At 69.8% G+C, this 13,864-nt stretch carries 15 protein-coding genes; all 15 read left to right on the forward strand.

Going from position 1 to position 13,864, the window contains the following annotated elements; all coding sequences use genetic code 11:
- Window positions 1–4 precede the first annotated feature (4 nt).
- Window positions 5–1,180, forward strand: coding sequence for a bifunctional diaminohydroxyphosphoribosylaminopyrimidine deaminase/5-amino-6-(5-phosphoribosylamino)uracil reductase RibD (ribD, locus tag HNR11_RS09435; protein ID WP_343050638.1), 1,176 nt, complete (start codon window positions 5–7; stop codon window positions 1,178–1,180).
- Window positions 1,162–3,210 carry a 3,4-dihydroxy-2-butanone-4-phosphate synthase gene (gene ribB, locus HNR11_RS14285; protein ID WP_179442073.1) on the forward strand — a complete coding sequence of 683 codons (2,049 nt, stop codon included), beginning with the start codon at window positions 1,162–1,164 and terminating at the stop codon, window positions 3,208–3,210. Before ribD ends, ribB begins: the two co-directional genes overlap by 19 nt.
- Before the next feature lie 127 nt (window positions 3,211–3,337).
- The gene (ribH, locus tag HNR11_RS09445) at window positions 3,338–3,838 is read left to right on the forward strand and encodes a 6,7-dimethyl-8-ribityllumazine synthase (RefSeq protein ID WP_179442074.1); all 501 of its coding nucleotides are present in this window, start codon (window positions 3,338–3,340) and stop codon (window positions 3,836–3,838) included.
- Between the two features lie 14 nt (window positions 3,839–3,852).
- Window positions 3,853–4,116 carry a phosphoribosyl-ATP diphosphatase gene (locus HNR11_RS09450; protein WP_179442075.1) on the forward strand — a complete coding sequence of 88 codons (264 nt, stop codon included), beginning with the start codon at window positions 3,853–3,855 and terminating at the stop codon, window positions 4,114–4,116.
- Window positions 4,117–4,175: 59 nt separating this feature from the next.
- Complete coding sequence (gene hisG, locus HNR11_RS09455; RefSeq protein WP_179442076.1) at window positions 4,176–5,027, forward strand: ATP phosphoribosyltransferase; 852 nt, start codon at window positions 4,176–4,178, stop codon at window positions 5,025–5,027.
- A gap of 14 nt (window positions 5,028–5,041) precedes the next feature.
- Window positions 5,042–5,806: an imidazole glycerol phosphate synthase subunit HisF gene (hisF, locus tag HNR11_RS09460; protein ID WP_179442077.1), complete on the forward strand. Its 765-nt coding sequence runs from the start codon at window positions 5,042–5,044 to the stop codon at window positions 5,804–5,806.
- A gap of 7 nt (window positions 5,807–5,813) precedes the next feature.
- Window positions 5,814–6,179, forward strand: a complete 366-nt coding sequence (hisI, locus tag HNR11_RS09465; protein ID WP_179442078.1) for a phosphoribosyl-AMP cyclohydrolase — start codon at window positions 5,814–5,816, stop codon at window positions 6,177–6,179.
- Complete coding sequence (locus HNR11_RS09470) at window positions 6,172–7,767, forward strand: anthranilate synthase component I (protein WP_179442079.1); 1,596 nt, start codon at window positions 6,172–6,174, stop codon at window positions 7,765–7,767. Before hisI ends, HNR11_RS09470 begins: the two co-directional genes overlap by 8 nt.
- The gene (locus HNR11_RS09475) at window positions 7,764–8,591 is read left to right on the forward strand and encodes a Trp biosynthesis-associated membrane protein (RefSeq protein WP_179442080.1); all 828 of its coding nucleotides are present in this window, start codon (window positions 7,764–7,766) and stop codon (window positions 8,589–8,591) included. Before HNR11_RS09470 ends, HNR11_RS09475 begins: the two co-directional genes overlap by 4 nt.
- Before the next feature lie 136 nt (window positions 8,592–8,727).
- Window positions 8,728–9,108 (forward strand): HGxxPAAW family protein, encoded by a 381-nt coding sequence (locus HNR11_RS09480; RefSeq protein ID WP_179442081.1) that lies wholly within the window; start codon window positions 8,728–8,730, stop codon window positions 9,106–9,108.
- Window positions 9,109–9,912 (forward strand): indole-3-glycerol phosphate synthase TrpC, encoded by an 804-nt coding sequence (gene trpC, locus HNR11_RS09485; RefSeq protein WP_179442082.1) that lies wholly within the window; start codon window positions 9,109–9,111, stop codon window positions 9,910–9,912.
- Window positions 9,913–10,001: 89 nt separating this feature from the next.
- The gene (gene trpB / locus HNR11_RS09490) at window positions 10,002–11,321 is read left to right on the forward strand and encodes a tryptophan synthase subunit beta (protein ID WP_083504841.1); all 1,320 of its coding nucleotides are present in this window, start codon (window positions 10,002–10,004) and stop codon (window positions 11,319–11,321) included.
- The gene (gene trpA, locus HNR11_RS09495; protein WP_179442083.1) at window positions 11,318–12,172 is read left to right on the forward strand and encodes a tryptophan synthase subunit alpha; all 855 of its coding nucleotides are present in this window, start codon (window positions 11,318–11,320) and stop codon (window positions 12,170–12,172) included. The genes trpB and trpA overlap by 4 nt, the downstream gene beginning before the upstream one ends.
- Complete coding sequence (locus tag HNR11_RS09500; RefSeq protein WP_179442084.1) at window positions 12,169–13,755, forward strand: sodium-dependent transporter; 1,587 nt, start codon at window positions 12,169–12,171, stop codon at window positions 13,753–13,755. Before trpA ends, HNR11_RS09500 begins: the two co-directional genes overlap by 4 nt.
- The gene (locus tag HNR11_RS09505) at window positions 13,755–13,859 is read left to right on the forward strand and encodes a methionine/alanine import family NSS transporter small subunit (RefSeq protein ID WP_083504843.1); all 105 of its coding nucleotides are present in this window, start codon (window positions 13,755–13,757) and stop codon (window positions 13,857–13,859) included. Before HNR11_RS09500 ends, HNR11_RS09505 begins: the two co-directional genes overlap by 1 nt.
- The last annotated feature ends 5 nt before the right edge of the window (window positions 13,860–13,864 follow it).

The raw sequence follows: 13,864 nt of genomic DNA on the forward strand, positions 1-13,864 counted from the left end.
GAAAGTGTCTGAGAATCGCTCAGGCGGCCCTGCGGCCTCGACCGACGCCACGACGGCGTCGGCCTCCCCGGAGTGCGCCGACACGCTGGGGAAGGATGACGCGGTGCAGGACGAAGCCTTGATGCAGCAGGCGCTGGACGCCGCGATTCTCGGCGTCCGGGGCGCGAACCCCCTGGTCGGGGCGATGCTGGTCTCTGAAGCAGGGGACGTGCTCAGCATCGGGCACCACCGCGGGGCCGGCACCCACCACGCCGAGCGCGACGCGCTGGAACGTTTCCGCCGTGACCATCCCGGCGGATCCGACCTGGGCACCGCCACGCTGTACTCCACGCTGGAACCGTGCCGTCACCAGGGCCGGCAGCCCGCCTGCACCGAGCTGATCATCGACGCCGGCGTGGGCCGGGTGGTCCACGGCGCCTCTGACCCCTCCAGCAACGGCGGGGGAGCCGAGGTGCTGCGGCGCGCCGGGATCGACGTCGTCTCCGGAGTGCTGGCCCAGCAGTGCCAGGCGCTGAACCACCGCTGGGTCACCGCCGCGAACCAGTCCCGCCCCTTCGTCACTGCCCACCTGGCACAGACCATGGATGGGCGGATCGCGGCAGAGGACGGCACCAGTCAATGGATCACCTCCAAGGCGGCGCGTGATCATACCCACCAGGTGCGCAGCCGGGCCGACGCGATCCTGGTCGGCACCAACACGGTCGCGGTGGACGACCCGCGGCTCACCGCACGCACCCCCTCCGGGGAGCTCAGCCTCCGCCAGCCGCTGCGCGTGGTCATGGGGATGACCCCGGTGCGCCCCGGGCTGCAGCTCACTCAGGGCCTGCCCGAGGGAGACGGCTGGGTGCAGCTGCGCACCCGAGACCCGCTGACCGCGCTGCAGGAGCTGGCGCAGACCACCCACGGCGGCTACCCGGTCAAACACGTCCTGGTCGAAGGCGGGCAGAGCGTGCTCTCGGCCTTCTTCGCCGCCGATCTCGTCGACGAGGTCTTCGCCTACCAGGCGCCGCTGCTGCTCGGCACGGGTCGCGGCAGCGTCGGCGACATCGGTGTGAGAACCCTGAGCGAGGCGCCCCGCTTCGCCCTTGACCCCGCTGAGGGCGGGCCGGTGCAGATCATGGACTCCGATGTCTGTGTGCACCTGCAGCCGAAAGGAGATACATGTTCACCGGAATCGTGACTGGATTGGGAGAGGTCCTCGAGCGTCGGCCCGATCCCGCGAAAGGTGTGGAGCGGCTGAGCTTCCAGGCACCCGGGCACACCGAAGGCCTTGGGCTCGGCGGCTCGATCGCGATCAACGGTGTCTGTGTCTCTGCGGTCGCCATCGAGGAAGAACGGATCAGCGTGGAGCTGATCCAGGAGACCCTCTCACGCACGGCACTGGGGGAGCTGAAGGTGGGGGACCCGCTGAACCTCGAGCGATGCCTGCCCTCCGGTGCCCGGTTGGACGGGCATGTGGTCCAGGGGCATGTGGACGGGCTCGCACAGCTGACCGAGGCGGATCTCCGGGACGGCCGGCACCGTTTCGCGGTGAGTCCGGAACTGGCGCCCTACATCGCGGAGAAGGGCTCCATCGCCATCAACGGGGTCTCGCTGACCATCAGCGCGGTCTCCGCGCCCGGCTCCAGCAAGGCCTGGTTCGAGGTCGGTCTGATCCCGACCACCCTGGCAGAGACCACGCTGGGCAGCACCGAGGTCGGGGCGAAGGTCAACATCGAGGTGGATGTGCTCGCGAAGTACGCCCGCCGGATGCTGCAGTTCCAGGAGCACTCGCGCGCTGACCAGGCAGCAGATGTGGCGGCCCCGGCGAATGTGGCGCCCTCGGTGACCGAGGAGCACCCGGTGACCGAGGAGTACTCGGCGGCCCCGCAGCCCGAGTCCGTGCCGGCCGTGCCGCAGCCGGACACGCCGGCCCCGATGCTGGACCGGATCGACGTCGCGCTCAACGAGCTCGCGGCAGGCCGACCGGTGATCGTCGTCGACGACGCCGACCGGGAGAACGAAGGTGACATCATCTTCCCCGCGGCGCTGGCCACGCAGGAGCTGATGGCGCTGACGGTGCGCCACACCTCCGGGGTGATCTGCACGCCGATGACCCCCGAGCGAGCAGAGCATCTGGGGCTGCCCCCGATGGTGATCGACAACGAGGACCCCAAGGGCACCGCGTACACGATCAGCTGCGACGCGGCCACCGGTGTGAGCACCGGGATCAGCGCCGCAGACCGGGCGCTGACCGTGCGGGTGCTCGCGGACTCTGCCAGCACCGCGGCGGATCTGAGCCGCCCGGGCCACATCTTCCCGCTGATCGCTGATCCGCGGGGAGTGCTCGGACGCGACGGTCACACCGAGGCCGCCGTGGACCTGTGCCGGCTGGCCGGGCTTCCCGAGGTCGGAGTGATCGCCGAGCTCACCCACGACGACGGACGGATGATGCGCCTGCCCGCGCTGCGCAAGTTCGCCGACGCCCACCAGTACGCGCTGATCTCGATCGCCGACCTCATCACCTACCGCGGCGGCACCCCGAAGCCGGGCACCGCGATGGATGCGGTGGCCGCCAGCTGGGAGGCTCCCGGGGATGAGATCTCCAAGCTGGTGACCCCCGGCCCGGTGGTCACCCTGCCCACCGATCACGGCGTCTTCGCCGCCCAGGTCTGGACCGAGCACGCCACCGGGCATGAGCACATGCTCATCTCCGCGCTCGCCCAGGCCCCCGGTGAGGGCAACGAGTCCACCGAGCGCCCGCTGATCCGGATGCACTCCGAGTGCGTCACCGGGGACGTGCTGGGCTCCCGGCGCTGCGACTGCGGCACCCAGCTGGCCTCCGCGCTGGAGTCCATCCAGCGCGACGGCGGGCACCTGCTGTACCTGCGCGGCCATGAGGGCCGCGGCATCGGCCTGGCGAACAAGATGCGCGCCTACAAGCTCCAGGAACAGGGCGCCGACACCGTGGAGGCCAATGAGATGCTCGGCCTGGCCGCGGAGCTGCGCGACTTCTCCGGCGCCGCCGCGATCCTCTACGCCGCAGGCATCCGCCGGCTGCGGCTGATGACCAACAACCCGTTGAAGGTCCAGACCCTGCGCGCCGCGGGGCTCGACGTCGAACTCGCCCCTTCCACCGGAGTGGTGCACGAGACCAACCGCCGATATCTGCAGACCAAGCGGGACCGGATGAACCACACCCTGGACCACCTGCAGCTCCACGAGCAGTGAGCCTGAAGACATCCGCCGGACTAGCGCGACCCTGAAGACACCGGCCGCATGATGACACTGGCCGGATGATGACACTGATCACACCCAGAACCCTGACGACACCGATGAGCACAGCAGAGGAGACCGCATGAGCGGCACCGGAACACCCCAGATCGAGACCGCCGAGTTGGAGGCGCTGCGCGCCGCAGCCGCCGAGCAGAACCTGCGCGTCGCCGTCGTCGCCTCCCGCTGGCACCAGGTGGTGATGGACGGGCTGATCGCCGGTGCCCACCGGTTCTGCGCCGAGATCGGTCTGCAGCAGGTCACCGTGATCCGCGCCCCGGGATCCTTCGAGCTTCCGGTGATCGCCTCGCACGCGGCGAAGAGCTTCGACGTCGTGGTCGCCCTGGGGGTCGTGATCCGCGGCGGGACCCCGCATTTCGACTACGTCTGCTCCGCAGCCACCGACGGACTGGGACAGGTGGCGCTGAGCACCGGAACCCCGGTCGGCTTCGGACTGCTCACCTGCGACGACGAGGCGCAGGCGCTGGATAGGGCCGGCCTGCAGGGCTCCAAGGAGGACAAGGGCTTCGAAGCGGCACATGCCGCCGTCTCCGCCGCCGTGGAGATCGCCGCGCTGAACCGGTGAGATACCCTGAAGCGGTGAAAACCTTCGACCAGCTCTACGCCGAACTTGCCCGGAAGGCCGAGACCCGTCCGGAGGGATCGGGCACCGTCGCCGCCCTAGATGCCGGGGTGCATCAGATCGGGAAGAAGATCGTCGAGGAGGCCGCCGAAGTCTGGATGGCGGCCGAGTATCAGAGCGATGAAGAGACCGCTGAGGAGATCTCCCAGCTGCTCTACCATCTGCAGGTCATGATGATCGCCAGGGGCATCGATCCCGAGGACGTCTACAAGTACCTGTAGAACCTTCGGGCGAGTTCACCGACACCGCACCCACCTGCACACGAAAAGACGAGATCCCTATGCTGCGCATTGCTGTTCCGAACAAGGGCGCCCTCTCCGAGGCCGCCATGGAGATGCTCTCCGAGGCTGGCTACGTCCAGCGCCGCGACCGGCGCGAACTGGTCATGCTCGATGAGGAGAACGGGGTGGAGTTCTTCTACCTGCGTCCCCGCGACATCGCCGTCTACGTCGGCGCCGGCACCCTCGACGTCGGCCTCACCGGCCGCGACCTCTTCCAGGACGCCCGGGTGGATCACGGGGCAGAAGAGGTCCTGGGGCTGGGCTTCGGCAAGTCCACCTTCCGCCTGGCAGGACCCGCCGGGCGCTTCACCAGCGCCGCCGACCTCGCCGGCACCCGGGTGGCCACCAGCTACGACGGGCTGCTGGCGCAGTGGTTCCAGGACCAGGGCGTCCCCGACGTCGAGGTGGTCCACCTCGACGGCGCCGTGGAGACCGCCGTCCGGCTGGGCGTGGCCGACGCCATCGCCGACGTCGTGGAGACCGGCAACACGCTCAAGGCCGCCGGGATGGAGACCTTCGGCGAGCCGATCATGACCTCCGAGGCGATTCTGATCTCCGGCCGCGGACAGCACCCCGAGGGCCTGGACCGGCTGATCCGCCGCCTGCAGGGCGTGCTGGTGGCCGCGCAGTACGTGATGATGGACTACGACGTGCACCGGGATCTGCTCACCCAGGCCGCCGCGATCACCCCCGGGCTGGAGTCCCCGACCATCTCCCCGCTGGCGGATGAGAACTGGGTCGCGGTGCGCTCCATGGTGCCGGCGAAGAAGACCAACCAGCTGATGGATCAGCTCTACGACTTGGGCGCCCGCGCGATCCTGGTCTCATCCATCCACGCCTGCCGGATCTGAGCGCGAGGCAGCCGATGACACTTGCAGTCCGAGTCATCCCCTGTCTCGACGTCGACGCCGGTCGGGTGGTCAAGGGGGTCAACTTCGAGAACCTCCGCGACGCCGGAGACCCGGTGGAGCTGGCGCACCGCTACAACCGGGCCGGCGCCGATGAGCTGACCTTCCTCGACGTCACCGCCTCCTCGGCGGACCGGGAGACCACCTATGACGTGGTCACCCGCACGGCCGAGGAGGTCTTCATCCCGCTGACCGTGGGCGGGGGAGTCCGCTCGCCGAAGGATGTGGACCGGCTGCTGCGCACCGGGGCGGACAAGGTCTCGATCAACACCGCGGCGGTCTCCCGCCCCGAGGTGATCGACGAGATCGTCGGACGCTTCGGCAACCAGGTCCTGGTGCTCTCCCTGGACGCCCGGCGCAGCGACGCCACGGAGTCCGGCTTCGAGGTCACCACCCACGGCGGCCGCACCGGCACCGGGATCGACGCGCTGAACTGGTGCCGCGAAGCCGCCCAGCGCGGGGTCGGGGAGATCCTGCTGAACTCCATCGACGCCGACGGCACCCGCGACGGCTTCGACACCGAGATGATCTCCGCGGTGCGTGCAGTGACCCGGGTCCCGCTGATCGCCTCCGGCGGTGCCGGGGTCCCGGCCCACTTCCCGCCCGCGATCGCCGCCGGCGCCGACGCGGTCCTGGCCGCCTCGATGTTCCACTTCGGCCCCGATGACATGATCGCCCAGGTCAAAGACGCCATACGATCCGCCGGACACCCGGTGAGATGAGGTCCGCATGAGCAGCGCAGAAACCCCCACGCCGGAGCTCCCGCAGCCGGCCCGAGACGCCGTGCGCTTCAACGCCGAGGGTCTGGTCCCGGTGATCACCCAGGACGCAGCGACCTCCGAGGTGCTCATGCTGGCCTGGATGAACGCCGAGGCGCTGAGCATCACCCTGGCCACCGGCGACGGGGTGTACTACTCCCGGTCCCGCCAGGAGCTCTGGCGCAAGGGGGCCACCTCGGGCAACGTCCAGCGGGTGGTCTCGCTGGCGCTGGACTGCGACGGGGACACGGTGCTGATGCGGGTCGATCAGTCCGGGCCCGCCTGCCACACCGGCACCACCACCTGCTTCACCGGACGGGAGATCACCCATGCATGACCTCGGCACCGTGGTCCCCGGAGGTGAGGAGTTCCTCCAGCTGGCCCAGGACCACCGGGTCATCCCGGTGACCATGACGCTGCTGGCCGACTCCCACACCCCGCTGAGCATCTACCGCGCACTGGCCACCGATGAATTCGGGGCCGCGCGCCCGGGCACCTTCCTGATGGAATCCGCCGCCCCCGGGGCCGCCTGGTCCCGACACTCCTTCATCGGGGTGCGCACCTCCGCGACGCTCAGCGAGAAGGACGGCGCCGCCCACTGGATCGGTGAGCCCCCGGTCGGCACGCCGCGCCAGGGAACCACCGCCGCGGTGCTGCGAGACACCCTGGAGTTCCTCTCCAGCACCGCCACCGGAGCAGCCCGGCGCACAGCCGGGCGCCCCTTCATCGAGGAGCTGCCGCACCTGACCTCCGGGCTGGTCGGCTACGCCGGCTGGGACGTCATCCGCCACTGGGAGAAGCTGCCGCACCCTCCGGTCGATGATCTCCAGGTCCCGGAGATGGCGATGAACCTGGTCTCGGACCTCGCTGTGCACGACAACCGCGACGGCACCGTCACCCTGGTGGCCAACGCGATCAACTTCGACGGCCAGGACACCGGCGCCGAGCGCGCCTACACCGACGCCGTCGCCCGGCTGCACCAGATGAGCGCCCAGCTCGCCGAGCCGGTCGCCCCGGTGGTCTCCACCGCCCAGCCGGACTGGGGCGCCGCGGTGCAGCAGGACCTCACCGACCGGGTGGTCCACGCCTGGGACCAGAACGAGTACCTGGCCACCCTGGGCAAGGCCAAGCAGGCCATCATCGACGGCGAGGTCTTCCAGATCGTGGTCTCCCGCCGGTTCGAGGTCGAGACCGAGGTCGACGCCCTGGCGGTCTACCGGATGCTGCGGCTGCTGAACCCCAGCCCGTACATGTACCTGATGCACTTCGAGACCCCGGACGGTGAGCCCTACCAGCTGGTCGGCGCCTCCCCGGAGGCGCTGGTCACCGTGGAGGACACCACCGTGATCACGCACCCGATCGCCGGCACCCGCCCCCGCGGGGACACCCCGAAACAGGATGACGAGCTGGCGGAGGACCTGCTGGCAGATCAGAAGGAGCGCGCCGAGCACATCATGCTGGTGGACCTGGCGCGCAACGACCTGGCCAAGGTCTGCGTCCCCGGCTCGGTCCAGGTCACCCGGTTCATGGCGGTGGAACGCTTCAGCCACGTGATGCACCTGACCAGCCACGTCCAAGGGGAACTCGCCCCGGAGCACAGCGCCTACGACGTGCTCTCGGCGACCTTCCCGGCCGGCACGCTCTCCGGGGCGCCCAAGCCGCGCGCGCTGCAGCTGCTCGACGCCTGGGAGCCAACCCGGCGCGGGATCTACGGGGGAGTGGTCGGCTACTTCGACCTCTCCGGACGGATGGACGCGGCCATCGCGATCCGCTCCGCCCTGCTCAAGAACGGGCGCGCCTACGTCCAGGCCGGCGGCGGGATCGTCGCCGACTCCGACGACGACGCGGAACGCCTGGAGACCGTGAACAAGGCCGCGGCGCCGCTGCGCGCCGTGCTCGCCGCCGATCGTCTGGAGCACACATGAGCGAGACCACCCCGGCGCCTGAGAACCGGCAGCCAGAGAAGCCTGCCTCGGGCGGGTCCATGCTCACCCGGCGGCTGCGAGCGATGATGACCCGCCGCGGGGTCGTGCTGCTCTCGCTGCTGGGCGGGGCGATGCTGCTGATCTCCTCGACCATGACCTGGGTGCGCGCCTATGGGCTGGGCTCCACCTCCTCCGTCCAGGAGGTCGCGCTGACCGGCGCCGAGCTCGTCGAGACTGTCACCGCGATGGGCCTGGTGGGTCTCGCGGCCGGCGTCGCGGTGACGATCGCGCGGCGACTGGGCCGAGTCGTCATCGGCGCGGTGCTCTTCGGAGCTGCGGTGATCGCTCTGCTGGCGATCCGCTCCGTGCTGGTGGATCCGGCCAACCTCGCCACCACGGCCCTGGGCGAGGTCACCGGCACCACCGCGCAGGCCCAGCGCTATGAGCTGAGCATGGCGGTCTGGATCGGATTCGCCGGGGCGCTGCTGCTGCTGGTGGCCGCGCTGGCGCTGCTGGTGGTCTCCCATCGCTGGCCGGACCGCCGCTCCCGCAAGTACCAGGTCAACCCGCCCCAGGACGCTCCGTCCCAAGGCAGCACGGGAACAGCCGACGCCGGGACAGCTGGCACCGCCGGGACAGCTGGCACCGCAGGATCAGCTGGCACTGCAGGATCCAGTGACGCTGCCGGGCCGGGCGGCACGGCAGCGGCTCCCGGCACCGGGCGAGGCGGCCGCGGCGGATCCAGCGACGGGGGAGCCGTAGACGAGTTCGACCTCTGGGACGGCCTCTCCGAGGGTGAGGACCCTACAGACCCCCGCCGCTGAGCGGGCTCGAGCCGCGAGGGCGCTGGTCTGCACCGGGGCCGCCTTGCGGCGTCACCGACCACGGGCTCAGACCATACGTGGCAGAATGGACCCCAGAGATCCACGAGCACTGCCGCACGTTCTAGAGAGGACCAGAATGGCCAACACCACTGCTCTGCGCGACACCGAGCCGGCCCCCGGCGAGAAGATCGATGATGAGTACATCCATCACGATCACATCGGCCACGGCTCCACTCCCGCAGCCTGGGCGCTCAGCCTGACCATCATCCTCGGCTCGATCATCGCGGGCCTGGGCATGGTGCTCGAGGTCTGGATCCTGGTCTGGATCTCGATCCTCTTCCTGCCGCTGGCCATCACCCTGGGCCTGGTGCTCAAGGCCAAGGGCTACGGCGTGGAGATGGACTCCGCAGCGGTGCTCAAGAAGCATGAGAGCGCCCGCGACCACCAGGGCCCGGCCAGCCCGGACCACACCCGCGGCGGCAAGGACAAGCGGCGGCCGGAAACCGCCGCACACTGAATGGTGAGCGTCCTCGACTCGATCATTCTCGGAGTCCGCGAAGACCTCCAGGAGCGCCGGGCAGCGGTCCCGCATGAGCAGATCGTGGCCGCGGCCGCCGCCGCGCCGCCGGCACTGGATGCCCACGCCGCCCTGCTGGCAGGCCGCGACGACCCGCAGGGTGTGCGGATCATCTCCGAGGTCAAACGATCCTCACCCTCGAAGGGTGCGCTGGCCGAGATCGCGGACCCGGCCAAGCTCGCTGCGTCCTATCAGGACGGCGGAGCCGCCGTGATCAGCGTGCTCACCGAAGGCCGTCGCTTCAACGGGAGCCTGGCGGACCTGGACGCGGTGCGCGCCGCCGTCGAGATCCCGGTGCTGCGCAAGGACTTCATGGTCGATGAGTACCAGTTCTACGAGGCCCGGGCCCACGGGGCGGACCTGGTGCTGCTGATCGTCGCGGCCCTGGATGACCAGAGGCTGCGCGAGTTCCTGGCGCTGACCCACGAACTGGGCATGGAGGCCCTGGTCGAGGCGCACACCGAGGAGGAGATCGCGCGCGCCGTCGCACTCGGCGCGAGGATCGTCGGGGTCAACGTGCGCAACCTGAAGACCCTTGAGGTCGACGTCGCGCACTACGCCACGATGGCCGCGCACCTTCCCGCAGACGTGGTGCGGATCGCCGAGTCCGGGGTCACCTCCGCGAAGGAGGTCGCGGACTACGCCGCGCAGGGCGCCGACGCCGTCCTGGTCGGTGAGGCGCTGGTCAAGGACGGCGAGCCGGAGACCGCGCTGCGCCGCTTCCGCGCCGCGAGCCTGCGCTGAGCCTGCGCCCCTGGGCACCCACCATCTGAGCTTCATACACTGAGCCGAGCAGCCGAGGCTGACCGGCGGAGACCATTTCAGGAGAGACCATGAGCGCTCCAGTTGATGAGACACAGAAGTACCGCGACCACGAAGGGCCCTACTTCGGGAACTTCGGCGGACGCTGGATGCCGGAATCGCTCGTCGCCGCCCTGGATGAGGTGGAGAAGACCTTCCGCGAGGCCAAGCAGGATCCGGAGTTCCTCGCCGAGTTCCACCGGCTCGGTCGGGATTACACCGGTCGGCCCTCGCTGCTGACCGAGGTCTCCCGCTTCGCCGCCGAGGCGGGCCGAGCCAGGATCTTCCTCAAGCGCGAGGATCTCAACCACACCGGCTCGCACAAGATCAACAATGTGCTGGGGCAGGCGCTGATCGCCAAGCGGATGGGCAAGACCCGGCTGATCGCTGAGACCGGCGCCGGTCAGCACGGTGTGGCCACCGCCACCGCCGCCGCCCTGATGGGCATGGACTGCGTGGTCTACATGGGCTCCGAGGACACCCGCCGGCAGGCGCTCAACGTCGCCCGGATGCGGCTGCTCGGCGCCGAGGTGGTCCCGGTGGACCACGGAGCGAAGACGCTGAAGGACGCGATCAACGAGGCGCTGCGGGACTGGGTGGCCTCGGTGGAGCACACCCACTACCTTCTGGGCACCGTCGCGGGGCCGCACCCGTTCCCGGAGATGGTCCGCTGGTTCCACCAGGTCATCGGTGACGAGGCCCGCGAGCAGATCCTCAGCATGGAGGGCCGACTGCCCGACGCCGTCGCAGCGTGCGTGGGCGGGGGCTCCAACGCGATGGGCCTCTTCCACGGCTTCCTGGATGACCCGGAGGTCGCGCTCTACGGCTTCGAGGCCGGAGGCGACGGGGTCGAGACCGGCCGGCACGCCTCGGCGATCACCCTGGGCCGCTCCGGTGTGCTGCACGGGGCACGGTCCTACCTGATGCAGGACGAGGACGGCCAGACGGTGGACTCGCACTCGATCTCCGCCGGCCTGGACTACCCCTCGGTGGGCCCGGAGCACGCCTACCTGGCCGAGATCGGGCGTGCCAGCTACGAACCGGTCACCGATGCTGAATGCATGGCCTCCTTCGAGTCGCTGTGCCGCACCGAGGGCATCATCCCCGCCATCGAATCCGCCCATGCGCTGGCCGGCGCCGCCCGGCTCTCTCGCAAGTGGGGCGCCGAGGGCGAGGGCAAGATCATCATCATCAACCTCTCCGGGCGCGGGGACAAGGACGTGGAGACCGCCGCCGAATGGTTCCGGATGCTTCCCGGCCAGGTCAATGACCCGGTGGCCGAGACCGAGACCGCGGAGAAGACCGGGGACGCGAGCCCGTCCCCAGCACCCGAGACGGGAGTCCAGTCATGAGCACCGAAGCCACACCGGCAGAACCGAGCACACCGCCGACGCCGACCCAGGCCCCGGACACGCGGTCCAAGACCGCCGACGCCATCGAGGCTGCCCGCGCCCAGGGCCGCGCCGCCTTCATCGGCTACCTGCCCGCCGGGTACCCGGACAAGGAGAGCTCCATCGCGGCCGCGATCGAACTGGCCCGCAACGGGGCGGATGTGATCGAGATCGGCGTGCCCTATTCCGATCCGGTCATGGACGGACCCGTCATCCAGCAGGCCACCACCGAGGTGCTCGCCCGTGGGTTCCGGCTGCCTGAGGTCTTCGAGATCGTGGCGGCCGTGGTTCAGGCCACCGACGCCGCGGTCCTGGTGATGACCTATTACAACCTGATCGACCGGATGGGCGCCGACGAGTTCGCCCGCCGCCTGGCCGAGGCCGGGGGCGCCGGGGCGATCACCCCGGACCTGATCCCGGACGAGGGCTCCGAATGGATCCAGGCAACGCAGAGGCACGGCCTGGACCGGGTGTTCCTCACCGCCCCCACCTCCTCACCGGAACGGGTGGCGCAGATCGTCACGGCCTCCCGCGGCTTCGTCTACGGGGTCTCCGTGATGGGCGTGACCGGGGCCCGTGACCAGGTCTCCGACGCCGCGGAGCGAGTCGTCACCGCGGCGCGCAGCGCCGGCGCCGAGCGGGTCTGCGTGGGACTGGGCGTCTCCACCCGAGCCCACGTCGAGGAGATCGGACGCTACGCCGACGGCGTCATCGTAGGCACCGCGCTGGTCGCGGCGCTGCGCGACGGCGGCCCCGCCGCCGTGGGCGCACTGACCGCGGAGCTCACCGGAGCGGCCGAGACCGCTCGATGACGCAGCGGACGCCGGCACGGACGCGCATCCGGGAGAGCTTCAACTCCCGGACCGTCTTCATCCTGGCGGCCGTCGGCTCCGCCGTCGGTCTGGGCAACATCTGGCGGTTCCCCTATGTGACCTATGAGAACGGCGGCGGGGCGTTCCTGATCCCGTACCTGATCGCGCTGCTCACCGCCGGGCTGCCGATCCTGCTCTTCGACTACGCCCTGGGGCACCGGTTCCGCGGCTCTCCGCCGCTGGCATTCAAGCGGCTGCACCGGCACGCCGAGCCGATCGGCTGGCTCCAGGTCGGGATCTGCTTCCTGATCTCCATCTACTATGCGGCGATCATCGCCTGGGCCGCGATGTACACCTGGTACTCCTTCACCCAGGCCTGGGGCGATGACGCCGAGAGCTTCTTCTTCTCCGAGTACCTGCAGTACGACGAGGCGGGCACCGCCGGGTCTGGATTCTCGGTGGACTTCGTCGCCCAGGTCGGATGGCCGCTGATCGTCGTCTGGGTGGTGCTGCTGATCGCCCTGGCGCTGGGCGTGCGGCGCGGGATCGCCCGGGTGTCGATCTACGCCATACCGGTGCTCTTCGTGATGTTCCTGCTCCTGGTGGGCTACTCGCTCACCCTCCACGGGGCGCTGACCGGTCTCAACGCGCTGTTCACCCCGGACTGGAGTGCCCTGACCAGCGGAAGCGTCTGGATCCAGGCCTACGGCCAGATCTTCTTCAGCCTCTCAGTGGGCTTCGGGATCATGATCACCTACGCCTCCTACCTGAAGCGAAGATCCAACGCCACCGGATCCGGTCTCGTGGTCGGATTCGCGAACTCCTCCTTCGAGCTGCTCGCCGCCATCGGAGTGTTCTCCGCGCTGGGCTTCATCGCCGTCGCCGCGAACACCGCGGTGGACGAGGTCGCCTCCTCGGGTCTCGGACTGGCCTTCGTGGCCTTTCCCACCATCATCAGCGAGGCTCCGGCCTCGGCCCTGCTCGGCGTGCTCTTCTTCGGCTCACTGACCCTGGCCGGGATCACCTCGCAGATCTCGGTGCTGGAGGTGGCGATCTCCTCGGTCAAGGACAAGACCGGGTGGTCCCGGCCGGTCACGGTCGGGCTGGTCGGCGGTTCCAGTGCGCTGATCTCGGTGGTGCTGCTCGGCGGGGTCTCCGGGCTCACGGTGCTCGACGTGCTCGACGCGTTCTCCAACAACATCGGGATCGTCGCGGCGGCGTTCATCGCCGTGGTCGCCGTCACCTGGGGCTTCCGGCGCCTCGACGTGCTGGCCGAGGGGATGAACGCCTACGGCTCGATCAAGCTGGGCGTCATCTGGAAGTCTCTGATCGGCGTGGTCCTTCCTGTGGTCCTGGGCGTGCTGCTGGTCATGGACGTCCGTGCCAAGGCCACCGAGGGCTACGGCGGATTCGACACCTGGGTGGTGCTGACCTTCGGCTGGGGAGCCCTGGCCCTGGTGGCGGTGGCCGCCGTCGTGATGACCGCTCTGCCCTGGCGCAGCAATTCCGCGCTGCACGCCGAGGCGCTTCAGGACGCGCCTGAGGCCGAGAAGTCACCCGACCGGACGGGAGCCCGAGACTGATGGAGACCGACGCGCTGATCATGATGATCGTGGCCCTGACCACGGTCTGGGGCGGGCTCGCCGCCGCCATCGTCCATCTCAGACGCAACCCCGACGGCTCCTAGCCGCG

Source organism: Nesterenkonia sandarakina (assembly GCF_013410215.1).
Taxonomy (GTDB): domain Bacteria; phylum Actinomycetota; class Actinomycetes; order Actinomycetales; family Micrococcaceae; genus Nesterenkonia; species Nesterenkonia sandarakina.